Annotated in this window: 20 protein-coding genes and 1 pseudogene; 8 read left to right on the plus strand and 13 right to left on the minus strand. The window is 72.3% G+C overall.

Annotation, left to right across the window (positions count from 1 at the left end):
- Positions 1 to 218: 218 nt before the first annotated feature.
- Positions 219 to 2,510: an ABC transporter family substrate-binding protein gene (locus tag AW27_RS11335; RefSeq protein ID WP_037919493.1), complete on the minus strand. Its 2,292-nt coding sequence runs from the start codon at positions 2,508 to 2,510 to the stop codon at positions 219 to 221.
- A 349-nt stretch (positions 2,511 to 2,859) separates the two neighbouring features.
- On the opposite strand from AW27_RS11335, the gene AW27_RS11340 reads away from it, so the two are divergent.
- The 4 genes from AW27_RS11340 (at position 2,860) to AW27_RS11355 (ending at position 6,688) form a co-directional block, all read left to right on the plus strand.
- Positions 2,860 to 3,084 (plus strand): hypothetical protein, encoded by a 225-nt coding sequence (locus AW27_RS11340; protein ID WP_037919491.1) that lies wholly within the window; start codon positions 2,860 to 2,862, stop codon positions 3,082 to 3,084.
- A 111-nt stretch (positions 3,085 to 3,195) separates the two neighbouring features.
- Positions 3,196 to 4,020, plus strand: a complete 825-nt coding sequence (locus AW27_RS11345) for a hypothetical protein (RefSeq protein WP_037919489.1) — start codon at positions 3,196 to 3,198, stop codon at positions 4,018 to 4,020.
- Complete coding sequence (locus AW27_RS11350; RefSeq protein ID WP_037919487.1) at positions 4,020 to 5,921, plus strand: fumarate reductase/succinate dehydrogenase flavoprotein subunit; 1,902 nt, start codon at positions 4,020 to 4,022, stop codon at positions 5,919 to 5,921. The genes AW27_RS11345 and AW27_RS11350 overlap by 1 nt, the downstream gene beginning before the upstream one ends.
- Positions 5,918 to 6,688, plus strand: coding sequence for a succinate dehydrogenase/fumarate reductase iron-sulfur subunit (locus tag AW27_RS11355; RefSeq protein ID WP_037919486.1), 771 nt, complete (start codon positions 5,918 to 5,920; stop codon positions 6,686 to 6,688). Before AW27_RS11350 ends, AW27_RS11355 begins: the two co-directional genes overlap by 4 nt.
- Positions 6,689 to 6,733: 45 nt before the next feature.
- Here the strand turns inward: AW27_RS11355 and AW27_RS11360 are convergent, their stop codons facing one another.
- Entirely contained in the window at positions 6,734 to 6,973 is a 240-nt protein-coding gene (locus AW27_RS11360; RefSeq protein ID WP_037919484.1) for a hypothetical protein, read from the minus strand.
- Positions 6,974 to 7,021: 48 nt separating this feature from the next.
- On the opposite strand from AW27_RS11360, the gene AW27_RS11365 reads away from it, so the two are divergent.
- On the plus strand, positions 7,022 to 9,166 hold the full coding sequence (locus AW27_RS11365) for a TPM domain-containing protein (protein WP_052030302.1): 2,145 nt from the start codon (positions 7,022 to 7,024) through the stop codon (positions 9,164 to 9,166).
- A 58-nt stretch (positions 9,167 to 9,224) separates the two neighbouring features.
- On the plus strand, positions 9,225 to 9,941 hold the full coding sequence (locus AW27_RS11370) for a PspA/IM30 family protein (protein ID WP_037919482.1): 717 nt from the start codon (positions 9,225 to 9,227) through the stop codon (positions 9,939 to 9,941).
- A 69-nt stretch (positions 9,942 to 10,010) separates the two neighbouring features.
- Here AW27_RS11370 and AW27_RS11375 read toward each other — a convergent pair whose 3' ends face one another.
- From AW27_RS11375 to AW27_RS11405, 7 genes and pseudogenes are all read right to left on the minus strand, one after another.
- Positions 10,011 to 12,641, minus strand: a complete 2,631-nt coding sequence (locus tag AW27_RS11375) for a SpoIIE family protein phosphatase (RefSeq protein WP_370466474.1) — start codon at positions 12,639 to 12,641, stop codon at positions 10,011 to 10,013.
- A 196-nt stretch (positions 12,642 to 12,837) separates the two neighbouring features.
- A complete protein-coding gene (locus AW27_RS11380; RefSeq protein ID WP_037919479.1) occupies positions 12,838 to 13,278 on the minus strand; it encodes an ATP-binding protein in 441 nt (146 codons plus the stop codon).
- Positions 13,279 to 13,431: 153 nt separating this feature from the next.
- Positions 13,432 to 13,854: a (deoxy)nucleoside triphosphate pyrophosphohydrolase gene (locus AW27_RS11385; RefSeq protein ID WP_037919477.1), complete on the minus strand. Its 423-nt coding sequence runs from the start codon at positions 13,852 to 13,854 to the stop codon at positions 13,432 to 13,434.
- A gap of 39 nt (positions 13,855 to 13,893) precedes the next feature.
- Positions 13,894 to 14,079: pseudogene (locus AW27_RS11390) on the minus strand (SPOR domain-containing protein).
- A gap of 684 nt (positions 14,080 to 14,763) precedes the next feature.
- Positions 14,764 to 15,516: a GntR family transcriptional regulator gene (locus AW27_RS11395; RefSeq protein WP_037919476.1), complete on the minus strand. Its 753-nt coding sequence runs from the start codon at positions 15,514 to 15,516 to the stop codon at positions 14,764 to 14,766.
- Positions 15,517 to 15,652: 136 nt separating this feature from the next.
- On the minus strand, positions 15,653 to 16,828 hold the full coding sequence (locus AW27_RS11400; RefSeq protein WP_037919474.1) for a DUF4190 domain-containing protein: 1,176 nt from the start codon (positions 16,826 to 16,828) through the stop codon (positions 15,653 to 15,655).
- A gap of 158 nt (positions 16,829 to 16,986) precedes the next feature.
- Positions 16,987 to 18,549 carry a S8 family peptidase gene (locus AW27_RS11405; protein WP_037919472.1) on the minus strand — a complete coding sequence of 521 codons (1,563 nt, stop codon included), beginning with the start codon at positions 18,547 to 18,549 and terminating at the stop codon, positions 16,987 to 16,989.
- 197 nt (positions 18,550 to 18,746) lie between these two features.
- Here AW27_RS11405 and AW27_RS11410 point away from each other — a divergent pair, with 197 nt between their 5' ends.
- Both AW27_RS11410 and AW27_RS11415 read left to right on the plus strand, forming a co-directional pair.
- Complete coding sequence (locus AW27_RS11410; RefSeq protein ID WP_037919471.1) at positions 18,747 to 19,859, plus strand: threonine synthase; 1,113 nt, start codon at positions 18,747 to 18,749, stop codon at positions 19,857 to 19,859.
- Positions 19,860 to 20,053: 194 nt separating this feature from the next.
- Positions 20,054 to 20,872: an isocitrate lyase/PEP mutase family protein gene (locus AW27_RS11415; protein ID WP_037919470.1), complete on the plus strand. Its 819-nt coding sequence runs from the start codon at positions 20,054 to 20,056 to the stop codon at positions 20,870 to 20,872.
- 55 nt (positions 20,873 to 20,927) lie between these two features.
- Here AW27_RS11415 and AW27_RS11420 read toward each other — a convergent pair whose 3' ends face one another.
- The 4 genes from AW27_RS11420 to AW27_RS11435 form a co-directional block, all read right to left on the minus strand.
- Complete coding sequence (locus AW27_RS11420; protein WP_304949863.1) at positions 20,928 to 21,692, minus strand: trypsin-like serine peptidase; 765 nt, start codon at positions 21,690 to 21,692, stop codon at positions 20,928 to 20,930.
- A 26-nt stretch (positions 21,693 to 21,718) separates the two neighbouring features.
- Positions 21,719 to 22,798, minus strand: a complete 1,080-nt coding sequence (locus AW27_RS11425; protein WP_037919467.1) for an alpha/beta hydrolase — start codon at positions 22,796 to 22,798, stop codon at positions 21,719 to 21,721.
- Positions 22,799 to 23,023: 225 nt separating this feature from the next.
- Positions 23,024 to 24,229: an alpha/beta hydrolase gene (locus AW27_RS11430; RefSeq protein ID WP_078556148.1), complete on the minus strand. Its 1,206-nt coding sequence runs from the start codon at positions 24,227 to 24,229 to the stop codon at positions 23,024 to 23,026.
- A gap of 135 nt (positions 24,230 to 24,364) precedes the next feature.
- Complete coding sequence (locus AW27_RS11435) at positions 24,365 to 24,802, minus strand: MarR family winged helix-turn-helix transcriptional regulator (protein ID WP_172671286.1); 438 nt, start codon at positions 24,800 to 24,802, stop codon at positions 24,365 to 24,367.
- Between the last annotated feature and the right edge of the window lie 74 nt (positions 24,803 to 24,876).

Here is a 24,876-nt window from a genome sequence, read left to right on the forward strand (position 1 = left end):
CTGCCGGGGGGTCTGTCAAGAGGCCGGAGGAATGAGCACGGCCGAGCGCGAGGTGGGGTGCCCGGACCGCCGTTCCTGCCGGAAATCATGCGGGTCAACGGGTATCCACGACCTTGCCCGCCGGAGTTCCGGCGGGCAAGGGACTTGAGTCACATCTGAGGTTGCACCCCGCGGGTCAACCTGACAGGAACCGCTTTGTCACCACATCTTCGCCAGGGCTACTTCTTCTTGTCCTTGGCGGTCGGCGCCTTCTTCCAGCCGATGTCCTGGTAGCGGGGGGCTCCGAGGCCGAAGGCGCCGGCGTTGACGAGGCCGGGCCTGACGGCCACCAGCTCCGGGCGCTGGAAGAGCGGGATGGATCCGGCCGCCGCCCAGATCCGGGCGTCGGCCTTGCGCACCAGCTCGCGGGACCGCGCCTCGTCCAGCTCCCCGAGAGCCTGGTCGAACAACTGGTCGATGTGGTCGGTGCCGACCCTCGTGTAGTTCTGCTCGACGAGGAGCGAGCCGTCCGCCGCCGGCTCCGGCTTGGCGAAGATCGGCCGGGCGTCGGTGGCGGGGAAGGCCGTGGCCGGCCAGGAGTACAGGGCCAGGTCGTACTGGCCCGATGCGATGTGGTCCTTGAAGAAGCTGTCGTCGGCCACCTTGGTCGTCTCGGTGTTCACCCCGAGCTTGCGGAGCGTCTCGGAGATCCGCTCGCCGACCGTGCGCAGGGACTCCGAGCCGGGGCCGGCCGGGAGGACGAAGCGCAGGGTGAGCGCCTTGCCGTCCTTGGCGAGCATGTTGCCCGAGGTGCGGGTGGCCTGCTTGGCCGGGGCCGGCGAGCCCTTGGCCGGGTCGGCCGCGTCGCCGTCCCGGGCCGGGCTGCGCTTGCCGTCGTCGGCCACGGAGCGGGCGTGGGCCGCCTGGGCCAGGAGGGAGGCCTGCTGCTGGGCGCCGAAGGGGGCGGGGGCCAGCACCGGCGAGACACGGTCCCGGTCGTCTCCGGCCGCGGTGGTGTCGGCGCCGGCGGCCTGCGGCCGGTCTCCGTTGGCCCCGTCGTCCTGGCCCACGATGTAGAGGCCGTCGTTCCCGGTGCCCGGGCCCGCGGGCGTCTTGCCGTCGTCCTGCGGGGCGCTCTCCGGGCCCGCCTTGGCACCGGCCGGCTCGGTGATCTTGCCGCCGCGGCGCCAGCCGGCGTCGGCGAGGAGGGCCTGGGCCGCCTTGGCGTCCTGGCCGCCGAGGGCGTCGCTGTTGTCGGCGTACGCCTGCTGCCCGGCCAGGGCCACGTGGCTGCCGACCGGCTTCGCGGGCAGGCCGAGCGGTCCCAGCACGAGGTCGGCCAGCGCCTGGCGGTCCAGGGCGCGGGCCACCGCCCGGCGCACCCGTTCGTCCGCCAGCGGGCCGGACGCCCCGTTCATCGCCAGCTGCGTGTAGGCCGGCTCCAGGGACTTGCGGACCGTGAAGCCTCGCAGGCCCTTCTGCTCGTCCGCGTACCGCTTCACCGACTCGGCGTGCTTGGCGCGGTTCTCCTGCTCCTGCTCCGCCTTCTCCTCGTCCGTACCGAAGGCGGTCGCCCACGACAGCGTGGCCTGCGCCGGGGTCATCGCCGCGCCCGGACCGTGCGCCGGGGCCCCGCCCGCACCGGCACCGCCCTTGCCGGAGGCGTCCCGGTGGGCCAGGGCGATGCGGTCGGCTCCCGAACGGTCGATCTCCGCCAGATCGAGCTTCCCGGCAGCCAGCGCCGCGGGGCGGCCGGCCCGGGGCACCGCCGTCAGGACCAGCGTGTCCAGCTTGGCCTGCTTCCCCCACCAGCGTGGGTTGCGGGTCAGGGCGACGGTCCCGGTCTTCTTGTCGATCGCCCCGAGCCCGAAGGGGCCGGCGGTGGCCTTGAGCGCGCCGCGGGCACCCTCGTTGAAGGCGTCCGGGGTACCCATGACCTGCTTGGGGTAGAGCGGCGAGAACAGCGAGCGCCAGTCGGCGTACGGCTTGCCGAAGGTGACCCTGACCTCCAGGTCGGTCTTGCCCCTCTCGATCTTCTCGATGCGTTCGTAGCCGGCGTTGCGCGCCGTCCAGTAGGCCGAGTCCTTGCCGTTCAGGGCGCGCCACTGGGCCACGAAGTCGGGTGCGCCGATCTCCCGCCCGTCGCTCCACACGGCCTGCTGGTTCAGCTTGTACAGGACGACCTGCTTGGGCTCCCGCTCGATGACCTCGGCCTTCTCCAGGTAGTCGGGATTGGCCACCGGTCGCCCCTTGGCGTCCAGCACGAAAAGGTGCGGCAGCACGGCACCCGCGATCCTGCTCGTGGCGGCGTCCGCGTCGGCCTGGAAGGCGTTGAGGGTGTCCGGGAGGGCGTCCACCGCCCACCGCAGCACGCCCCCGTCGGCGACCTTGTCGCGGGTGGTCGTCGCGATGTCCTGCCCTGCGGCGGCCGGGCCGCCCTCGTCGTCACCCGCGCCGCAGCCCGTGAGCAGCGGCAGTGCGAGGACTCCCGAGGTCAGGAGCGCCAAGGACCTGCGCCTTCTCTGGGACATGGGTGGTACCTCCGGGGCGGGGCTTGGGGGAAGCGTGATCACGTTCGGCGGTATATGGAGCTGATCACACCGGTTGCCGGAATCCACTGAAATCGACGGCACTGCGCGCCCTCCGCAGCCGCCTCTCGCCACGCCGCGAACCCCACCCGTGCGGACCAATCCCGTCGGCACGGCATGGGGGGCGTTCCCCCGGACGGGGGAAGAGAATGGGTGGCAGGGAGGGGCGCACAGTTCACGCCTGCGCGCCCGCAATCGCTGCACGTCCCTTCACAAGGGGGGACGCGAAGCGCGACACTCGCAGGCGCACATGAGCGTTGCCACCGCACCCTGGCGGAAATGAGGGCAAATCATGTCCCTGCACGACGACCTGACCGCTGTACGACGCAACCTGGACGAGCTGACGCGCAAGGTCGAGCGGCTGGAGCAGCAGGCCGCGGCCGCCCGGCGGAAGCCCGCACCGGCTCCGCCGGAACCGTCCCGGATGGTGACGGTCCCGGACACCCCCTACGACAGCACCCTGTGGACGGACTCCGACGACGAGGGCCTCGGCGCCCGCGACCGCCGCGCGCCCTGACGCCGCCCCGCCGCGTTCCGCACACCGTCCGCCCGTTCCCCCGTCCGGTCCGGCCGCCCCGAGGCGGGACCGGACAGGGGCGTCCCCTCATCACTCGTACCGGAGCCCTCCTTGGCCACAGGCACGGAACGACCCCAGCAGCGGCCCGGCGGCGTCCACGACGCCTCACGGGCCGCGATCACGGCCCGGCACCTGCGGACCGACCGGTGGTGGCTCGCCCCCGCCGGCACCGCGGCCGGGCTGCTCGCCTTCATCGTCTACTCGACCTGGCGGGCCTTCGCCAACACCGACTACTACGCGGCCCCCTACGTCTCCCCCTTCTACTCCCCGTGCCTGGCGGAGAACTGCGTGGAGATGCGCGGCGGCCCCAACTGGGACCTGTTCGGCAGCTGGTGGGGCCTGTCCCCCGCGCTGCTGATCCTGGTCTTCCCGCTCGGCTTCCGGCTGACCTGCTACTACTACCGCAAGGCCTACTACCGGGGCTTCTGGGCCTCCCCGCCCGCCTGCGCCGTGGCCGAGCCGCACACGCGGTACACCGGTGAGACCCGCTTCCCGCTGATCCTCCAGAACGCCCACCGGTACTTCTTCTACGCGGCGGTACCGGTGGCGGGCATCCTCACCTACGACACCGCGCTGACCTTCCGCGACGAGCACTACCAGTGGGGCCACATGGGCCTCGGGACCCTGCTGTTCCTGGTCAACATCGGGCTGATCTGGGCCTACACGCTGTCCTGCCACTCCTGCCGGCACATCATGGGCGGCCGGCTCAGGCACTTCTCGAAGCACCCGGTGCGCTACCGCCTCTGGGGCTGGATCAGCCGGCTCAACTCCCGCCACATGCAGCTGGCCTGGGCCTCCCTGATCAGCGTGGCCCTGTGCGACGTCTACGTGTACCTGCTGGCCAGCGGCGCCTTCACCGACCCGAGGATCTTCTGATGGCTCAAGTGGAACGGCAGCAGTGGGACGTGGTCGTGGTCGGCGCGGGCGGTGCCGGGCTGCGGGCCGCGATCGAGGCCCGCGAGCGCGGCGCCCGGACGGCCGTGATCTGCAAGTCCCTCTTCGGCAAGGCCCACACGGTGATGGCCGAGGGCGGGATCGCCGCCTCGATGGGCAACGTCAACGAGGGCGACAACTGGCAGGTGCACTTCCGCGACACCATGCGCGGGGGCAAGTTCCTCAACCAGTGGCGGATGGCGGAACTGCACGCGAAGGAGGCCCCGGACCGGGTCTGGGAGCTGGAGACCTGGGGCGCGCTCTTCGACCGCACACCCGACGGGAGGATCTCCCAGCGCAATTTCGGCGGCCACGAGTACCCGCGTCTCGCGCACGTCGGCGACCGCACGGGCCTGGAGCTGATCCGCACCCTCCAGCAGAAGACCGTCGCCCTCCAGCAGCAGGACTTCAAGGAGTACGGGGACCACGAGGCCCGGCTCAAGGTCTTCCAGGAGTGCACGGTCACCAGGGTCCTCAAGGACGGGCCGAGGGTCTCGGGGGCCTTCTGCTACGAGCGCGAGTCCGGACGCTTCTTCGTGCTGGAGGCCCCGGCCGTGGTCCTGGCCACGGGCGGCATCGGAAAGTCCTTCAAGACGACCTCCAACTCCTGGGAGTACACCGGCGACGGCCACGCGCTGGCCCTGCTGGCGGGTGCGCCCCTGCTGAACATGGAGTTCGTGCAGTTCCACCCGACGGGCATGGTCTGGCCGCCCTCCGTGAAGGGCATCCTCGTCACCGAATCGGTCCGCGGAGACGGCGGGGTGCTGCGCAACTCCGAGGGCCGGCGGTTCATGTTCGACTACGTCCCCGACGTCTTCAAGGAGAAGTACGCCGAGTCCGAGGAGGAGGGCGACCGCTGGTACGACGACCCGGACCACCACCGGCGTCCGCCCGAGCTGCTGCCCCGCGACGAGGTGGCGCGGGCCATCAACGCGGAGGTGAAGGCCGGCCGGGGCTCCCCGCACGGCGGGGTGTTCCTCGACGTGTCCACGCGTATGCCGGCCGAACGGATCAGGCGGCGGCTGCCGTCCATGTACCACCAGTTCAAGGAGCTGGCGGACGTGGACATCACCGCCGAGCCGATGGAGGTCGGCCCCACCTGCCACTACGTGATGGGCGGCATCGCGGTCGACTCCGAGACCGCGGCCACCGTCGGGGTGCCCGGGCTGTTCGCAGCCGGTGAGGTCGCGGGCGGGATGCACGGCTCGAACCGGCTCGGCGGGAACTCCCTGTCCGACCTGCTGGTCTTCGGGCGGCGGGCCGGGCTGCACGCCGCCGGGTACGCGGCCTCGCGCCCGGGGCGCCCGGCCGTCTCCCCAACCGCGATCGACGCGGCGGCCGCGGAGGCGCTGGCTCCCTTCCACGCCGCCGAGGACGCGGAGAACCCGTACAGCCTGCACCAGGAACTCCAGACGACCATGAACGACCTGGTCGGCATCATCCGCCGGGAGGGCGAGATGGCCGAGGCCCTGGAGCGGCTCGCGGCCCTGCGCGTGCGGGCCTCGCGGGCCGGCGTCGAGGGCCATCGGCAGTTCAACCCCGGCTGGCACCTCGCCCTGGACCTGCGGAACATGCTGCTGGTCAGCGAGTGCGTGGCCCGCGCGGCCCTGGAGCGCACCGAGAGCCGGGGCGGGCACACCCGCGAGGACTGCCCGGCGATGGAGCGGGCCTGGCGCCCGGTGAACCTGCTGTGCCGGCCGGTGGACCCCGTACCGGCGGACCCGGCGGCCGACCGGATCGAGCTGGTCCGGACCCGCACCGAGGCCATCCGCCCCGATCTGCTCGCCCTGTTCGACAAGGAAGAGCTGGCCAAGTACCTCGCCGAAGAGGAGCTGTACGGATGAGCACGTACGACGCGAGCTTCCGGATCTGGCGGGGCGACGCGGAGGGCGGATCCCTCAGGGACTTCACGGTCGAGGTGCACGACGGGGAGGTGGTCTTGGACATCGTGCACCGGCTCCAGGCCACCCAGGCGGCCGACCTGGCGGTGCGCTGGAACTGCAAGGCGGGCAAGTGCGGCTCGTGCAGCGCGGAGGTCAACGGCCGGCCGCGGCTGATGTGCATGACGCGCATGTCGACCTTCGAGCGGACCGAGACGATCACGATCACCCCGCTGCGCGCCTTCCCGATCGTCCGCGACCTGGTCACCGACGTGTCCTTCAACTACCGCAAGGCCCGGGAGGTACCGGCCTTCGTGCCGCCGGAGGGGGTCGCCCCGGGTGCGTACCGGATGCAGCAGATCGACGTGGAGCGCTCACAGGAGTTCCGCAAGTGCATCGAGTGCTTCCTGTGCCAGGACACCTGTCACGTGGTCCGTGACCACGAGGAGAACAAGCCCGCCTTCGCCGGTCCGCGCTTCCTGATGCGGGTGGCGGAGCTGGACATGCACCCCCTGGACGCGGCCTCGGACGCGGGACTCGACCGCAGGCGGACCGCCCAGGAGGAGCACGGGCTCGGTCTGTGCAACATCACCAAGTGCTGTACCGAGGTCTGCCCCGAGGGCATCAGGATCACCGACAACGCGCTGATCCCGCTGAAGGAGCGGGCGGTGGACCGCACGTACGATCCGCTGGTCTGGCTCGGCAGCAGGATCGGGCGCCGGAAGGGCTGAGAGCGGCCGGGATCCTCTCGCGGGAGGATCCCGGACACCGCCCGGTCAGCGGCCGGAGTGGTCGGTGACGTTGCCGTTGGAGCAGTGGTTGGCGTGGTCGCCCACCCAGTCGCCCATGACCGGGACCACGGCCACCTCCTGGAGGCAGACCGCGGCCGCGGTGAAGTTCCAGTTGTTGGCCGCGTTCACCCTGCCCCCGAAGTCGGAGTCGTTGTCGGCGTGGGCGGGCGCGGCGAGGCCGAGGGCGGCTGCGGCGAGCAGGGTCGCCGTCATGATCTTCTTCATGGCCTGCCAACGACGGCTCCTGCGCCGGGTCACTGCCCCTTGCTCCGGATGCGGGCCCGGTGGCCCGCTCATACCCTCCCAAATGTGATCCTGCCGAGAAGCGCCCCGCGCAGCAGAGCCGTCGCACGGGCCGGGCTCGCCCTGGCCGCCGGGCTGCTGGCGCTCGGCGGCTGGGGCGTCGCGCAGGCTCCCGCCGTACGTGCCGAGGACCCCGTCGCCCTGGAACGGCAGGGGCAGACCACCGACCGCGTCGGCGCGCTCGGCGACCGCAAGCCCGCCGTCACCGCCGCCCTCGACGAGCTCTACGCCGACCGGAGGATCCAGCTCTTCGTGGTGTACGTGCGGGACTTCTCCGGACGCTCCGCGCAGAGCTGGGCGGACGCCACCGCGCAGCGCAACGGCCTCGGCCGGGACGACGTCCTGCTGGCGGTGGCCACCGGGGACCGCCAGTACGCCTATTCGGCCGATGTCGACTCCGGATTCACCGAGCGGCAGCTGGCGGAGGTGGCACGGACCGCGATCGAGCCGGCCCTGCGGCAGAACGACTGGGCGGGCGCGGCGATCGGCGCGGCGAACGGCTACGACGCGGTCCTCGGCGGGCAGCCCGTACCGGCGCCGACCATCACCCCCGGCCCGCCCGACCCCGGCGGCGGGGCCGGCGGGAGCGGCGCCGGGGACTACGTGCTCCCGGTGGTCGCGGTCGGTGCGGCCGGGGCGCTCGGCGTGTACGCGTACACCCGCCGCAGGCGCAAGGACGCCGCGGCCGGCGGCCGCGGTACGACGACCGGTCCGGGCTGGCCCGAGGGCGCGCCGGACCGCCTCCCGCTGCCGGAGCTGGACGGCCGGGCGAAGTCCCTGCTGGTGGAGACGGACGACGCGGTGCGCACCAGCACCGAAGAACTCGGCTTCGCCACGGCGCAGTTCGGCGAGGAGGCGGCCGCCCCGTTCACCGCGGCCGTGGAGTACGCCAAGGGGGAGCTGACGCACGCCTTCCGGCTGCGCCAGCAGCTCGACGACGCCTATCCGGAGGACGACGCGACCCGGCGCCGGATGCTGGACGAGATCCTCGCCCGCTGCACCGAGGCGAACCGGCGGCTCGATGCCCAGGCGGCGGACTTCGACCGGCTGCGGGACCTGGAGAAGAACGCCCCGCGGGCCCTGGCGGCCGTGGAGGAGCGCTACCTGGAGCTGACCGGGCGCACCACCACCGCCGAGGCGACCCTGACCGCGCTGACCCGGCGGTACGCGGACTCCGCTTCCGCGCCCGTCGCCTCCAACCCCGAGCAGGCCAGGGACCGGCTGCTGTTCGCGGCGACCAACCTGGGCCTGGCGCACGCGGCCGTCGACGCGGGCGAGAACGGCACGGCGGCCGTGCACGTACGGTCCGCCGAGGGTGCGGTGGGCCAGGCGGCGACCCTGATGGACGCGGTCGAACGGCGGGCGCAGGAGCTGGCGGAGGCGGCCGGGAAGCTGCCGGGTGCACTGACCGAAACGGAGACCGACCTCGCGGACGCCCGGGGGCTGCTGACCGGTACCGCGGAGGGCACCCCGACGGCGGACCTGCGCGGGCGCATCGGCCGGGCCGAAGCCGTGGTGGCCGACGTGCGGCAGGAGCAGGCGGCCGGCCGCTACGACCCGATCGACGCCCTGCGTCGGGTGGAGGAGGCCGACGAGGCCCTGGACGAGGCGCTCGCCGGGGCCCGGGAGCGGGAGTCGGGCCGGCGGCGGGCCGCGGCCCTGCTCGACCAGGCCATGCTCGCGGCGCGCAGCGCGATCGGCGCGGCGACGGACTACCTCACCACCAGCCGGGGCGCGGTGGGCAGCCAGGCCCGCACGCGGCTGGCGGAGGCGGGCCGGCACCTGGAGCGGGCCGCAGCGCTGGAGGCGGGCGACCCGTCGGAGGCGCTGGCGGAGGCCCGGCAGGCGGACGCGCTCGCACGGCAGGCGCAGCGGTTGGCGGAGCAGGACGTGCAGGCGTACCGGGACCCGTACGCGGGCCGGCGCGGCGGCGGGCAGGGCGGCGCCGTACTGGGCGGGATCATCCTCGGCGAGATCCTGCGGGGCGGCCGCGGGGGTGGCGGATTCGGCGGATTCGGAGGCGGCGGCGGGGGCTCCGGCGGTTTCGGCGGCGGCCCGGGCTCCTTCGGCGGCGGCGGCACCCGGGGCCGCATGGGCGGTGGCGGCCGCTTCTGAACCGCCCGCGCGCGGGTCCCGTACCGGACAGACCATCCCCCACCAGGAAAGGCCCCTCATGACCAAGCAGACGATCCTCGGCCGGGTCACCCAGCTCGCCAAGGCCAACATCAACGCGCTGCTGGACCAGGCGGAGGACCCGCAGAAGATGCTGGACCAGCTGATCCGGGACTACGGCAACAACATCTCGGAGGCGGACCAGGCGGTTGCGACGACGATCGGCAACCTGCGGATGCTGGAGGCGGACCACAGGGAGGACGTGGACGCGGCCGCGGAGTGGGGCTCCAAGGCCCTGGCCGCGAGCCGGAAGGCGGACGAGCTCAGAGCGTCGGGGGCCGAGGCAGAGGCCGACCGGTTCGACAACCTGGCGAAGGTGGCGCTGGGGCGGCAGTTGCAGTCGGAGAAGGAGGCGCAGACGGCCGAGCCGACGATCGCCGCGCAGACGGAGGTGGTCGACCAGCTCAAGTCTGGCCTGGAGTCGATGCGGAACAAGCTGACGGAGCTCCAGGCGAAGCGGGACGAGCTGGTGGCCCGGGCCCGCACCGCCGCGGCGCAGAACACGATGCTGGACGCGGTGAAGAACATCGACGTGATGGACCCCACGAGCGACCTGGGCCGCTTCGAGGAGAAGGTGCGACGGGAGGAGGCGCTGGCCCTGGGCCGGCAGGAGCTGGCCGCGTCCTCCCTGGACGCACAGTTCGAATCCCTGGACGACCTGGGCCGACGGAGCGAGATCGAGGCCCGTCTGGCCGCCCTCAAGCAGGGCGCCGCCTAGGCCGTACCGGGTCCGCACCCGGCCGGGGGCTGCCGCGGTGCGGCGTCCCCCGGCCGGCCTGTCGGTGGGTCAGCCGTACAGGTCGAGGAGCTGTTCTGCCGAGAGCTCCCCGGCGGCCTCCTCCGCCGCTCCCGGCAGCGGCAGCTCGAACCACACGGTCTTGCCGCGGTGGGTCCGCCGGGTGCCCCACCCGGCGGACAGCATGCCCACCAGTTGCAGGCCCCGGCCCCCCTCGTCAGTGTCGCGGGCGCGCCGGCGCCTCGGCTGGACCAGGTTCGCGTCCCACACCTCGCACACCAGCGTCCGGTCGAGCAGCAGCCTGAGCCGGATCTCGCCCTCGCCGTAGCGCAGGGCGTTGGTGACGAGTTCGCTGACCAGCAGCTCGGTGGTGTCCAGCAGGTCCTCCAGGCCCCACGCCGGCAGCTTGGCCCGGGCCAGTTCCCGCGCCCGGCCCACCGAACGCGCCTCGCGCGGCAGCTGCCAGTCCCCGACGGCGTCCACGGGCAGTCCCTGCACCCGGGCCATCAGCAGGGCGATGTCGTCCTCGCCGTGCCGGGTGTCGAGGGTGTTGAGCACGTGGTCGCAGACGTCCTCCAGGGGGCGGACCGGGTCGGCGAGCGCGGCGCGCAGGCCGCGCAGACCCTCCTCCAGGGGATGGTCCCTGGACTCCACGAGCCCGTCGGTGTAGAGGGCGAGCAGGGCGCCCTCGGGGAGATCGACCTCGACCTCCTCGAACGGCTCGCCGCCCACCCCGAGCGGCAGCCCGGGCGGCACCTCCAGCAGCAGGGCGGGCATGGGCTCGCGCTCCTCGTACGGGCCGGGCCGGTTCGGCGACACCAGGACCGGCGGCATGTGGCCGGCGTTGGCGATGGTGCAGCGCCGCGTCACCGGGTCGTAGACCGCGTACACGCAGGTGGCGAGGTACACCTCCGAGCGGTCGGAGTCGCGGGAGTGCAGGGCCGCGCGGGAGGCCTGCTGGGAGCCGCCGGGTGCGCCGAGCCCGCGCGCGATCTCGTCGAGGGCGGTCAGCACCTCCGCCGGTTCGAGGTCGAGCAGTGCCAGGGTCCGCACGGCGGTGCGCAGTTCGCCCATGGCCACGGCGGCCCGCAGTCCCCGGCCCATGACGTCGCCGACGACCAGCGCGGTGCGGTGGCCGGGCAGTTCGATGACGTCGAACCAGTCGCCGCCGACCTCGGTGGCCGCGTTGCCCGGCAGGTAGCGGCAGGCGATGTCCAGGCCTGCCGCCGCCGGGTCGCCGGGGGGCAGCAGGCTGCGCTGCAGGATCAGCGCCCGCTCGTGCTCACGCCGGTACAGCCGCGCGTTGTCGATGCACACCGCGGCCCGGGCGGCCAGTTCCACGGCCACCGCCCGGTCCCGTTCGCCGAAGGGCTCGCTGCCCTTCGTACGGGAGAACTGGGCGAGTCCGACCACCGTGTCGTGGGCGACCATCGGCACCACCAGGGTGGACTGCACGAGGTCTTCCGGCCCGCCGCCCTCGATCAGCCGCGGCCTCGCCGTGCGCAGGGCGAGCGCCCCCGGCGAGGCGGCCGGATAGCGGTGGATGTCGCCGACGGCGACCAGGGCGCCCGGACCGGACAGCGGTGCGTCCGACACGGCGGAGGCGAAGGCCACCCGGCGCAGCGCGGCGGACGGCGTGCGGGCCGGTCCCTGGCCGGGCAGGCTGGGCACGCCCGGCCCCTGGGGGCGGGCGGGACGGTCGTCGTCGCCGAGCAGGAGCCCCTGGTAGAGGTCGACGGCGGCCAGGTCGCAGAAGCCCGGGACGGTGACGTCGAGGAGTTCCCGGGCGGTGGTCTCCAGGTCCAGGGAGTTGCCGATGCGGTGCCCGGCCTCGTTGAGGAGGGCGAGATTGCGCCGGACCCCGGCGGCCTCGCGGGCGGCGAGGTGGCGGCGGGTGACGTCGGTGCCGATGCCGGCGACACCGATGGGGCGGCCACTGCCGCCGTGCACGCGGTAGAGGTTGATCGACCAGTGGCGGTTCTCCCGGCTGCGCGGGGTGGATCCGGTGATCCGCAGGTCGGTGACCGCGTCGCCGGTGTCCAGCACCCTGCGCAGGGCCTCCGCCATCCGGTCCGCCTCGTGCGCGGGCAGGTAGTCGTGCACGGTGCGGCCGCGGTGCGTCTCGGCGGTGCCGCCGAAGACGGTGGCGAAGCGCCGGTTGGCCCGCTGCACGGTGAGGTCCGTACCGAAGAGCAGGAAACCGAAAGGAGATTGGCCGAATATGGCCTGTGACGCGGCGAGGTCGGATTCGATCCGGCGCAGCGCGCGTACGTCGACGACGACGCACAGTGCGGCCCGTTCCGCGGTTTCGGTCTGGGTGGGCATCACATAGATCTCGGCCACGCCGTGCGCGCCGTTCCCGCCCGGGATCCGGAAGGGGATCAGGCCGGTCCACTCCTTGCCGTCGAGGATCTCGGCGACCTTGCGGTGGGCGTCCGGGCGCAACTCGGCGGGCATGAAGGCGTCGACCGGGTCGCGCCCCACGGTCTGGGCGGCCGTCAGGCCGAAGAGCTCCTCGGCGCGCAGGCTCCACTGGTCGATGAACCCGTCGGGCCCGATCGAGAACGACGCGACCTTTATGTAGTCATATATCGAGCCAGGCGGACTGCTGTGCCACAGGGCGTCGTGCCATGTCTCGCGCGGCACGTTGGCCTGATGTGCCTGCGCAGGTATTTCGCTCACGCGACCGTCCCCTCCAGCTCACCGCAACCGGACCGGCCATGACGGCAGTATTCAGCACCACGCCCCCGGACGGCACGGCGTTCACGATCACAGCACGGTCTCGATGATTTCAAGCCATGTCGCGCGATCTCCCCCGACCCCTTCCCGGCCACCGCCGGAAGATGCCGCGAGGGGTCTCCCGCCACCGCTCACCTTGTTACTCACCAGGAAGAGCCAACTCGAACCACACGGTCTTCCCCGTTTTGCCGTGACGCGTCCCCCAGCGCTGGGAGGAGACGGCCACGAGGTGCAGTCCGCGACCCCCCTCGTCCTCCGAGTCCGCCACCCGCTCGCGGGGCGGATCCGGAAGCGGATCGGAGATCTCCACCAGCAGCGCGGGACCGCCCGACGGCGTGTCTGCGGCATCTCCGGCGGCCGGATTCCGCCGTACCAGCCGGACGCCGATGGGGCCGGAGGCGTAGCGCAGGGAGTTGGTCACCAGCTCGCTGACCAGCAGGACGGTCACGTCACCGACCGCTTCGAGGCCCCACTCGTGCAGGGTGCCGCGCACGGCGTGGCGGGCGGTGCGGACGGCGCCGGGCTCGGCGGGGAAGGCCCACTCGGCACACTCACCGTCTGTGTCGATCACGCCGATCACTTCCCGGGCCAGCAGCGACCCCAGTCCGGTTCGTCGGGAACGAAAGGAGGACGAGATAGGGATTAATAGCGACATACCCGATATTCGGGGCGTCGTACCACTCGATCCCGAACCCACCGGCGCACTGTGGCGCATACGGCCCAGCCGTGAGCCTCAGACGCCCCCGCCACCGGCCCCGGCGCCGCCCGCGCGCAGCCGGCGGCCGGCCTCGGCGACCGCCGGACGGTCCTGGTCCAGCCAGTCCACCGACTCCAGCTCCTCCGGTCCCAGCCAGCGCAGTTCGTCGTGGTCCTCCAGCGGCGCCGGTACCCCCGAGAGCAGCCGGGCCGTCCACACGTGCAGGACCAGCCCGGGTTTCAGCGGCCACTCCCCCGGGATGCGCTCCAGCGGCTCGGTCTCCACGCCGAGCTCCTCACGCAGTTCGCGCACCAGCGCCTCGGGGACGGTCTCACCCGCTTCGGCCTTCCCGCCCGGCAGCTCCCAGCGTCCGGCGAGCTCCGGCGGTGCGCTGCGACGGGCGGCGAGCAGGCGCCCGTCATGACAAAGGGCTCCGCCCACGACCACGCGTACAGTCATGGGCGGAGCCTATGCCAGCGCCGCGAGGCGCCGCCCAGCTCAGTTCATCGTGGCGGTCTGACCGATCCGCTCGACCCAGTAGAGCTGCTTGTGTCCTCGGTCGTCGAGACTGTCGGCGACCTTCTGGGCCTCGGCCCGGGTGGCCTACTGCCCCACCCGGTAGCGGTTGCCGTTGTCGTCCTGACGTATGACCAGCCACGGAAGCAGTGCACCGCTGTCGTTCATCGCGTTTCACCTTCCGTCGACGTATCTGCCCGGGAAACCGCATTGCGCATATGCCCGACCTTACGCCCGACCTTTACGGAGCGGATACGGTTTTTCACGAAGAGATACCTTGCAGGCGTACGCATCCGGCCACGCGTACGAGTGCGCCCCGTACGCCGGCCCGAACGGGCGCACGCGCGGCACCGGGGCGCGCGACCGCGCGCCCCGACCTTCCTACGGACCGGTATACCCGCAGGTAGCTTCGGGGGGACGGTGCGCCCGGGCGGCCTGGAGGCCCGGGAAGCGGCCGGCTCCGGCCGCCGCAGGAGTGCCGCCAGGAACGCCGCGGCCGCCCCACAGGCCCGCGGAAGGCACAGTTCGGGGCGGCCGGGGGCGATCATCATCGCGCCGAAACCCGCCGCCTCGCCGGCTCCGGCGAGGCGGCCGCGGGGCCCGGCGGGCCCGGATCAGGAGCGGCTCAGCGCCACAGGGGACACAAGGACTCTCCGGCCCGACCCGCGCGGTGCCCCGGGGCCCGCCCCGTCACCCCCGGGCGGATCGGCGCACGGCTCGGACGGCATCGGGCAGGTGGGTGCGTGGCGGGGCGGAGCGGCACGCCCCTACGGGGCGGATGCGGGCGGCCCGACAGCGGGGCGAGGAGCCGCAACCGCCGCCGCGCGGGCCAGGGGGACCACGGGAGCGCCCTCAGCGCACCGGCAGGTGGTAGGAGAGGCGGTAGCGGTCCGCCGGGACGACCACGTCAGCCGTCTCCACGGCACGGCCGGAGGCGAAGTAGGTGCGGCCGATCACCAGCACCACGTGCCCCGGCACCCCGCCGAGCAGGCTGAGCTCCTCGGCCAGCCCCGGCCGCGCACCGACGTCCTCCACCACGTTGTCGACGACGACATCGATCGCGGCCATCCGATCGACCACCCCGGAGCCGCCCAGCGGTCCCTCCTCAGGCAGCATCACCGGGGTCCGTCCGGTCACCGCGAGGGGCTCCCAGGAGGTCGAGAGCATCATCACCTCACCCGCGTCCCGGAAGACGTACCGCGTCCGCATCACCCGCTCGCCGGGCTCGATGCCGAGCCGCTTCGCGATCTCCGCGGGCGCGTCCGCCTGTTCGCTGCTCGACTCCCACGTCCCCCGCGCGCCGGAGTCGGCCTGCTCCTGGCGAAACGGCGTCGAGGCACCGCCCGCGCGGTAGCCGGAGCGGGCCACCCGCCGCGGCACCGGCTGCTCGCGCACGTACGTACCAGACCCGGACCGGCCCTCGACGAGCCCCTCCGCCATGAGGACCTTGCGCGCCTCCAGGGCCACGGTGTCGGAGACGCCGTACTCCTCGCGGATGCGGGCCTGGGAGGGAAGCCGGGCGTGCGGGGGCAGAGAGCCGTCGACGATCTGCCGCCGAAGATCCCCGGCCACGCGCAGATAGGCCGGCTGCTCACCGAAAGTCACTGGCACTCCCATCAGGTTGACAGACAGCAACAGCCTGGCAACCGATGGTTGTGGACCGCAAGCAAGGGCCAGGGTTTCACCCGAAGTGATGAAGCCAGGTCACTCAAACCCGTTACCGCGCGTTACCCCGGCAGCGTCACACCGCCTCCGACGAGGGCGCCCGGCCGGGCCCGCCCTCCGGGTCCTGTGTGCTCTGCTGGTCCTCCTCCAGCCACCGCGGGATCTGGGTCGACAGTCCGTACGCACCGCGCAGCGCCCGCTCCGTCTCCAGGGACATCGCGGCCATCGCCCGGTCCCACAGCCGGTCGAACTCCGCCGCCGTCTTCGCCCGAGAGGCGCCCTGCCAGGCCGCGCGGGCCACTTCGATCTCCTTGAGCTGCACCGGCACGATCTTCTCCAGCCCCGGCCGGGTCGCGTCCTGCTGGAGGACCTTCGCCTCCTCGCCCAGCACCGCATCCATCTCGCGGGCCCACGCCCCGTAGCGGTGGAGCGCGTCCTCGACGTCCTCGTCGGGCGGCCTGCTCATGACGAACTCCACGCCGTTGGCCGCCCGCAGGAAGGCCGCCTGCTCCGGCCGGAGCATGCCCGCGTCCCGCCGCAGGCTGCCGCTCCACTCCTCCTCCGCCGTGCCGATCACGCAGATCAGGCGCCGGTCCCCCTGGCGCCACGACGCACGCGACGGCGCGAAGTAGAACATCTCCGCGAACTCGGGCAGCGCCCAGGTGTCCATCGCGTACTGGTCCTGGGCCTTCCAGCAGGCGTCCTCCGACGCCCGGTCGGCCTCCGCCGAGCCGGGTGCGTCCGCGGTGCCCACCGTCATCGACGCGGTGACCTCGCCGTGGTGCACGCGGGAGCAGTCGACCGCGTACGTGAGGGGCCGCTCGTCGAACAGGTCCCCGCCGGGGACGTTGAAGCAGTCGCCCGCCTTCAGGTCGTCGATGTCCCTCAGTTCGCCCTCGACCTCGTCGTAACCGGTCGGCCTGTCCAGCCGGCCGGGGACCGTCTCCACCAGCCGGCCGAGGGCGAACACCATCACACCGGTCATCACGACGGAGACCACGAGCCCCGTGATCGCCAGGGCCCTGCCCGTGTCCCCCTTCCTCGCGATCTGCACCAGCGCCGCGATGCCGAAGGCGATGCCGAGGGGCGGAAAGCACAGCAGTCCGGCGAGCAGCGAGGCGAGCGCGAACCCGTTGAGCGACGGCGGCTGCTGCCCCTGGCCGAGCGGCGACCCCCATCCCCATCCCTGCTGCGGCGACGGCGGGGGCCAGGAGTGGCCCGATCCGGGAGGAGGACTCGGCGGGATGCTCAAGGGGTCGGACTCCATCGCAGGTGGCAGAGGGCATCGCGGGGTGCCAGGAGGCACCGCGGCGGGCGCGAACGGATGCGCGAATAGTACGCAGCGGGGGCGACCGTCCATCGGTCGCCCCCGCTGTTCCCCTACGGCTCACGCACCGCCGACCGGGCTCCTCAGAACTGGAGGGCCCAGGAGTCGATCTTCCCGGTGTCGCCGGTGGCGTTGTCGTTCACCCGGAGCTTCCACGTGCCGTTCGGCGCCGTCTCGGAGGAGGCGTTCACGGTGAAGGTCCTGATGATGTTGACGGCGCCCCCGTTGGTGCGGTTGTGCAGGGTGTAGACGGTGCCGTCCGGCGCGACCAGATCCACCTTCAGGTCGCCGATGTACGTGTGCTTGATGTCGATCGGGACCTTCAACGTCGTCGGGGCGCTGCCGACGACACCGCTGACGGTGATCGGGGACTCGACGGTGGCGTTGTCGTTGATCGCGTGGTCGGCGGTGTTCTCGAACCGCTTGCCCGGCGGGACGGGGCCCAGGGCGGTGACGTGGAGCAGGCGGTTCGGCGAACCGGTGCCGGGCCCGCTCACCGTGTTCGAGGTGGCGGAGCCGATCAGCGCCGTGGCCACCTGCGCCGGGGTGCTGGCCGGGTTCTGCGAGAGGTAGACGGCGGCCGCACCCGCGACGTGCGGCGTGGCCATCGAAGTCCCGTTGATGGTGTTGGTCGCGTAGTCGCTCGTGCTCCACGCGGAGGTGATGGCGGAGCCCGGCGCGAAGAGGTCCAGGGCAGGACCGTAGTTGGAGTAGCTCGCCCTGGCGTCGGAGCTGGTGGTGGCGCCGACGGTGATGGCCTCGGCGACGCGTGCCGGTGACTTGGTGGAGGCGTTGGCGGACTCGTTGCCCGCGGCCACGGCGTAGGTGATGCCGGAGGCTATGGAGTTGCGGACGGCCGTGTCCAGCGCGGTGTCCGCGCCGCCGCCGAGCGACATGTTGGCGACGGCGGGCTTGACGGCGTTGCGGGTCACCCAGTCGATGCCCGCGACGACCTGGGCGGTCGTGCCGAAGCCGTTGTTGTCGAGGACGCGGACGCCGACGATCTTGGCCTTCTTGGCCACGCCGTGGGCCGATCCGGCGACGGTGCCGGCGACGTGCGTGCCGTGGCCGTGGCCGTCCTGGGCGGTGTTGTCGTTGTCGATGGCGTCGTAGCCGTAGGAGGCGCGACCGCCGAAGTCCTGGTGGGTGATGCGGACACCGGTGTCGATGACGTACGCGGTGACGCCCTCGCCCGCGGCGTCCGGGTAGCCGTAGCTCCGGTTCAGCGGGAGGGCCCGCTGGTCGACGCGGTCCAGGCCCCAGGACGGCGGGCTCGGCTGCGTGCTGCTGACGCTGAAGGTGCGGTTCTGCACGACCGACTGGACGGCCGGGTCGGCGGCGAGCTTCTCGGCCTGCGCCTGGGAGACCTTGACGGAGTAGCCGTTGAGGGCCGCGCTGTAGGTCCGGTCGATCTTCGCGCCGTACTTCTTGGCGACGAGTTTGCCCCGGACACTGGTCGAGCGGGGCGCGGTGTCCTTCAGGGTCACGATGTAGCTGTTGGGCACGGTCCCGGGAGCCCCCGCGTTCTGGACCACGCCCCGCGCTCCGCCGACGGCCGAAGCGGGCAGTGCGGCGGCGCCCAGCGCCAGGACCGCGACCGTGGTGATACCGGCGATCTTCCGGCGCCTGTGACGCATCACTGGCATGTGACGGGTTCTCCTCTGAGGTGGTGCGTTGCGGGGATGACGGGAACCCCGCAAACGTGGCCATGACAAAGCAGATGGCCCAACGGGCTGCCGCCTCCGAAAGGTTGACCCACCCCCGGCGCGACCCGACACGAGGACAACGAACGCGTAACATCCGTGCCATACACCGGCCATGACCGACCAAAGGCGCTCAGCACATGACGCACGCACCCCCCGGTTACGTCTGCTCCGAGGACGGTACACGCGCCGATGTCCGGACCGCTCCTTGGGGGTGCCCTCTGTGCGGCGGCCCCTGGGACCTCGATTTCACGCCGGATCCGGACGCGGCCCTCGAACCCTCCGCCGGACCGAATTCGCTGTGGCGGTACGGGCCGGTGCTGCCTCTGCCCGGCGCTTTCTCCGTCTCCCTGGCGGAAGGGCACACTCCGCTGATCCCGCTCGGGGAACGGATTCACGCCAAGCTCGACTTCCTCATGCCGACGCTGTCCTTCAAGGACCGGGGCGCCGTGATGCTCGTGGAGCTCGCCCGGCGGCTGGCGCCGCAGCGCGTCGTGGCGGACAGCAGCGGCAACGCGGGGACATCGGTAGCGGCGTACTGCGCCCGGGCCGGACTCGACTGCGAGATCTTCGTGCCCGAAGGGACGTCGGAGAAGAAGACCGAGCAGATGCGGGCCCACGGGGCGGTGGTCCGCGTGATCCCCGGCGGCCGCGAGGCCGCCGCGCTGGCGGCGCGCAAGGAGGCGGACGCCCCCGGCGTCTTCTACGCCAGCCACGTGTTCAACCCCTACTTCTTGCACGGGACCAAGACCTACGTGTACGAGGTGTGGGAGGAGATGGGCCGGCGGCTGCCCGAGGCGCTGGTGGTCCCGGTGGGCAACGGCACACTGCTGCTCGGGGCCGCGTTGGCCACGCAGGAACTGGCCCGACGCGGTGTCAGGCCGCCGGCCCTGATCGCGGTCCAGTCCGAGGCGGTGTCCCCGCTCGCCGACGCGTTCGCGGCGGGTGCGGAGGATGCCGCTCCGGTGGCACAGCGGCCGACGCTGGCCGAAGGGATCGCGATCCCGGCGCCGCCGCGCGCCCGCCAGATCCTGGCCGCGGTCCGAGCCTCCGGCGGCACCTTCGTCACCGTCCCGGACGACCGCCTGCGCGAGGCCCAGCTGGACCTGGCCCGACGCGGCCTCTTCGTGGAGCCGACGGCCGCCGCCTGCTGGGCGGCCGTGGGCCCGGCGGCCGCGACCGACCCCTTGCAGGGCCGTACGGCGGTCCTCCCCCTCTGCGGCGCGGGCGCCAAGACGGGCCTGGCCCGGTAAGCACCCGCACCCCGGGGCCCGTCCCGCCACACCCCGGGGTGGGCCTTCGCGGGGGCCCGGGTGCGGCGCCCCCGCGAGGCGGCCGCACCCGGCGACGCACCGGCGGGACCCCGGATCCGCCGAGCCCCGCACCGGCCGAGGTCGATGTCGGAAATCCGCGCGCCGCGGCCCCGCCGGTCTGATCAACTGACCCCATGAACACCCACGTTGGCCTCGCCGCCAAAGCCACCGCGTTCACCGCGCTGCACACCCCCACCGCCCCCCTCGCCCTGGCGAACGCCTGGGACGTCGCAAGCGCCCGGATCGTGGAGGCCACCGGGGCCGCCGCCGTCGCCACCACCAGCGCCGGCGTCGCCTGGTCCCTCGGCTCCCCGGACGGCGACGCGCTCGCCCGCGACCGCGCCCTCGACCTGATCGCCCGTGTGAGCGCGGCCGTGTCCCTGCCCGTCACCGCCGACATCGAGGGCGGCTTCGGCGCCGACCCGGCCGCGGTCGGCGAGACCGTCACCGGCGTCATCGCCGCCGGCGCGGTCGGGATCAACATCGAGGACGGCACCCGCGCCCCCGCCGAGTACGCCGAGCGCCTGGCGGCCGCACGCGCCGCGGCCGACGCCGCCGGGGTCCCGCTCTACATCAACGCCCGGATCGACACCTACCTCAAGGGCCTGGGCGATCCCGCCTCCCGCCTCGACGAGACCCTCGCCCGCGCCGCCTCCTACCTCCGGGCGGGAGCCACCGGCATCTTCGTGCCCGGCGTCCTCGACCCGGCCGTCGTGGCCGAGCTGGCCAAGGGCATCGACGCTCCCCTCAACGTCCTCCTCGGCCCCGATGCCCCGCCCGTCGCCGCTCTCGGCGCCCTCGGGGTCGCCCGCGTCAGCCTCGGCTCCTGGGTGGCCGAAGCCGCGTACGCGGTGGTCCGCCGCGCCGCCGAGGAACTGATCACCGACGGCACCTACGGCTCGCTCGCGCGCCCGCTCCCGTACGGCGAACTGAACGGCCTGCTCAAGGGCTGAGACGCCCGGACGCCCGCGCCGACCGAACGGACGGCGGCGCTCTCCCGGGAAGGGCTCACGGCCCCGCGGCCCGCTCGTACAGCGCCTTCGCACGCTCGTCGAACAGCGCGGCTGTGGAGTCCACGTCGGTGTCCCCGCCGCTGAGCACCCCGATGAGGTGCCCGGCGGGGTCCGCCCCGCCCCGGTCGGCGATCCAGGGGCTGCCGCTGGTACCCGTCCAGAAACCCGCGCAGCTCATGTACAGCATGTCGGGGTCCTCGTCGTCGTGACGGGTCTGCGTGGTGCAGGAGACGGGCCTGTTCTCCGGGTTGTGCCCGGAGTCCGGGTAGCCGACGACGGTGACGTCCCGCTCGTAGCCGGAGGTCCATTCGGGCCTGGGCGCCTCGGCGCGGCCGCCGACGGCCTCCTGGACGCTGCGCCCGTCCTCGTCGGGCTCGATGGTGAGGAACGCGAAGTCGGCGGTGTCCTCGCCCCACTTGGTCCAGCGGTCGTCGACGTGGATCGCCTCGACCTTCCACACCCCCAGGGGCCGGGTGCCGTCGCCCTCGCCGGAGAAGGCCGGGGCGAAGGAGAGCTCGCCGATGGCCAGGCCGTCGTGCGCCACCTCACCCGGCTGTCCGTCCTCGCCCGCGGGGGCGACGCAGTGCGCGGCGGTGGCGACGACATTGCCCTTGGGGCTGTCGACGACGCTCGCGGTGCACCAGTGCTCGCCGCCGGCCATGAGTACGCCGACGGTGGGGAAGGGGAGCACCGGCCGCTCGCCGGGCGCCTTCATGAAGGCCATGGCGCACACCGCCGCGACGCCCGCGGCGGCGGCCACCGATGCCCCCTTCACCACCGTGCTCGTCACACGCCGGGATCGGGTGTCGGTCCCTTCATCACCTTGCTGATCCACTCCAGGGAGCCCTCCCTCATGCCGCGCACATAGGACTTTCCGTTGTGCTCTCCATCCTGGATCACCTGGAGCGAAGTGTGCACGGGGCCCTTGCCGTACTCCCTCATGAACTTCTCGGCCTGCTCGCGACCGGTCTCCTTGGTACCGATCTGGAAGTTGATGTAGACGTCGGGACCCTTGGTGTCGATCAGCTTGGCGGCGAGCTTCTCCGGATTGTTCGCGTCCATGGCCTGCGTGTTCCCCTTCCAGAGCGGGGAGTCGGGCACGATGTCGGTCCCGCTCGCGATGGCCGCCTTGAACCGGTCGGGGTACTTCAGGAGCTGCTTGAAGCCGTTGAATCCGCCGGCCGAGGAGCCCATGAAGGCCCATCCGTCGCGGGAGGTGAAGGTACGGAAATTGGCCTTCGCGAAATCGGGGACGTCATCGGCCATCCAGGTGCCCATCTTGGGCTGGCCGGGGATGTCCGATCCGTCGAAGTGGTGCTTGGTGTCGGCGTTGGTCACCGGCATGATCAGGATGAAGGGCAGGCTCCTGCCCGCCTTGGCCCCGTCGGCGACCGCCTGCTGGAGGCCGAGGCCGGGGCCCGTGCCCCAGTAGTTCGTCGGATAGCCCCGGCCGCCGGGCAGCGAGATCAGAACCGGGAAGCCGCTCCTCGCGTACCGCGGATCGTCGTACTCCTTCGGCACCCACACCCACACGTCACCTGTGAAGCCGGACTTCTTGCCCGCGAGGGTGGTCCTGCCGATCTGGGTGCCGTCGGGCAGCCTGCTGGTGCGGACGAAGGAGGCCGCCGGGCCGGTGGGCATGAGCACCTCCGGCAGAGCCTCGGAGGCGGTGGCCGTGTTCTCCTGGACCTTGCCGAAGGAGACCGGATCTCCTATGTCCGAGAAGAGGCCGAACTTGTACGCTGCCGCGCCGCCCCCGGCGAGGGTGAGCGCGAGACCGCCGCTGATCAGAAGCAGGCGCAGGCGGTGGGGGCGACGGCTGCCCGTGGTCGTGGGGCGGCCGTCGCCTTGCTGGTCATGCTGCACGGTTGTTGTCCCGTTCCTTCTCCGGCGCTCGCCTCGGAGCGCGGGCCGGACCGATCGGTCCCCCTTACACCCTTTACAGAGGTACCAACGAAGGCGCGGGTTGCCTGGGACGGGGGGTGACGTGGCGAGCACCACCCGCCGGGAAGCGGCACACGGGGATGGAGGCGGGGCGGGGTGCGCCCCGCCCCGCCATCCGCCCCTCACCCGCCGGCCGAGATCTCCGGCTCAGCCCGCTGCCGGCTCGGGTGCCTTCAGCACCTTGCTGATCCACTCCAAGGAGCCTTCCTTCATGCCCCGGACGTAGTGCCAGCCGTTGTGCTCGCCGTTCTGGATGTCACGGATGGTCGTCTTGACCGGCCCCTTGCCGTACTGCTGCTGGAACTTCACCATCCGCTCCTTCCCGGACTCCTTGGTGCCGACCTGGAAGTTGATGTAGACCTCGGGTCCCTGCGTGTCGATCAGCTTCTGGGCGAGCTTCTCCGGGTTGTTCGCGTCCATCTCCGCCTGGTGCCCCTTCCACAGCGGGGAGTCGGGGACGATCTCGCCGCCACTGGCGATGACGGCCTTGAACTTCTCCGGATGCTGCAGGACCGTCTTCATGCCGACGAACGCGCCCGAGGAGGAGCCCATGAAGGCCCAGCCGTCACGGGACTTGTAGGTACGGAAGTTGGCCTTGGTGAAGGCCGGGACGTCCTCGGCGATCCACGTACCCATCTTGGCCTGGCCGGGGATGTCGGAGCCGTCGTAGTAGTACTTCGCGTCCGGGTTGAGCACCGGCATGATCACGATGAACGGCAGGCTGGTGCCGGCGCGGACGCCGTCGCTGATGGCCTTCTGCAGGCCGAGGCTGCGGTCGGACCAGTAGTTGGCCGGGAAGCCGTTGCCGCCGGGCAGGGCGATGAGCACCGGGAAGCCGCTCTTCGCGTACTTCGGGTCGTCGTACTCCTTGGGAGCCCACACCCACACGTCGCCTTCGAACCCGGACTTCGCGCCCGCGAGGCGGGTCTTCGCGATGATCGTGCCGTCGTCGAGCTTGGTGGTCTGCTTGAAGTCCGACTTCGGACCCGTCGGCATGAGCACGTCGGGGTCGCCGGAGGGCTTGACCTCGGCGGCCGGCGTGCCCGGTTCCGGCTTGTCCGCGGCCGGGGACGGGTTCTTGCCGAAGGTCACGGCCTCGCCGTTGCCCGAGAACCAGTCGAGCTTCCAGGCGGCGAACCCGCCGCCACCGAGGAGCAGCGCGAGGGCGACCACGGCACTGATCCCTATGCGGCGCCGGGACCGTCCGGCCTGCGGCGTCTCGTACGACGGATGCTGTTGCTGGTGCTGGTGCTGCGGATACTGGTGCTGCTGGTGTCCGCCGTGCCCCTGGGGCGGGTACTCCTGGTAGGACGGCTGGTCGTCAGGCCGCGGGCGCTGCGGGTACTGGTGCACGAACTTCGCTCCGAACGGTCTTGACTGCCCCCGAGGGCAGAACGGCTTGTCTCCCCTAAGTCCTGATGAGCAAACCACCCGCACAGTTCCAAATTCGAGCAAAAAAAGGACGCGGCGGTGCACGCGAGCGCGTTCTCACCTCTGGGCGTCGAGCACCTCCGCGCACCGCCCGAGCAGCTCGATGAGCAACTCCCTTTCCTCCTCGGTGAATGCGGCGGCGAGCGCCCGTTCCACCCGGACCGCACCCGCGTCCGCGAGCTCCATGACGGCGCGCCCCTCGCCGGTGAGCCGGGTCTCCAGCACGTTGCGGTGCCACTCGTGCGGGGTCCGCTCGATGAGCCCGCGCTCCTGGAGGTTCTTCAGCACGGTGTTCATGGTCGGCGGCGTCACCCCGCACAGGCGGGCGAGCGCGGCGGCGGAGATGCCGGGTTTCTCGGCCAGCCAGAGCAGCGCGGCGTACTGCGGAACCGTTACGGCGGCCGGCTTGCAGGCCGCGTTCTTCGCCGCGAGAAGCGCCTGCTCGGCGCGCTTCACATGAGAGCCGATGCGCTCCTCGGGGGCCATGGAGGTCATGACGGCATCCTATGACCCTTGCATTCATTAGAGCTCTAACATAGGTTCGCATTCGTTTAGTCACTAGAGGACAT

Origin of the sequence: Streptomyces sp. PCS3-D2 (genome assembly GCF_000612545.2) — a bacterium.
In the GTDB taxonomy this organism is placed as follows: domain Bacteria; phylum Actinomycetota; class Actinomycetes; order Streptomycetales; family Streptomycetaceae; genus Streptomyces.

Bases quoted from the DNA above. Each gene is read 5' to 3' on its own strand.
- AW27_RS11365 (WP_052030302.1), top strand. From the start codon at position 7,022: ATGCGGGCCCGGTGGCCCGCTCATACCCTCCCAAATGTGATCCTGCCG.
- AW27_RS11415 (WP_037919470.1), top strand. From the start codon at position 20,054: ATGAACACCCACGTTGGCCTCGCCGCCAAAGCCACCGCGTTCACCGCG.
- AW27_RS11360 (WP_037919484.1), bottom strand. From the start codon at position 6,973: ATGAAGAAGATCATGACGGCGACCCTGCTCGCCGCAGCCGCCCTCGGC.
- AW27_RS11385 (WP_037919477.1), bottom strand. From the start codon at position 13,854: ATGACTGTACGCGTGGTCGTGGGCGGAGCCCTTTGTCATGACGGGCGC.
- AW27_RS11370 (WP_037919482.1), top strand. From the start codon at position 9,225: ATGACCAAGCAGACGATCCTCGGCCGGGTCACCCAGCTCGCCAAGGCC.
- AW27_RS11435 (WP_172671286.1), bottom strand. From the start codon at position 24,802: ATGACCTCCATGGCCCCCGAGGAGCGCATCGGCTCTCATGTGAAGCGC.
- AW27_RS11355 (WP_037919486.1), top strand. From the start codon at position 5,918: ATGAGCACGTACGACGCGAGCTTCCGGATCTGGCGGGGCGACGCGGAG.
- AW27_RS11335 (WP_037919493.1), bottom strand. From the start codon at position 2,510: ATGTCCCAGAGAAGGCGCAGGTCCTTGGCGCTCCTGACCTCGGGAGTC.
- AW27_RS11410 (WP_037919471.1), top strand. From the start codon at position 18,747: ATGACGCACGCACCCCCCGGTTACGTCTGCTCCGAGGACGGTACACGC.
- AW27_RS11405 (WP_037919472.1), bottom strand. From the start codon at position 18,549: ATGCCAGTGATGCGTCACAGGCGCCGGAAGATCGCCGGTATCACCACG.
- AW27_RS11340 (WP_037919491.1), top strand. From the start codon at position 2,860: ATGTCCCTGCACGACGACCTGACCGCTGTACGACGCAACCTGGACGAG.
- AW27_RS11350 (WP_037919487.1), top strand. From the start codon at position 4,020: ATGGCTCAAGTGGAACGGCAGCAGTGGGACGTGGTCGTGGTCGGCGCG.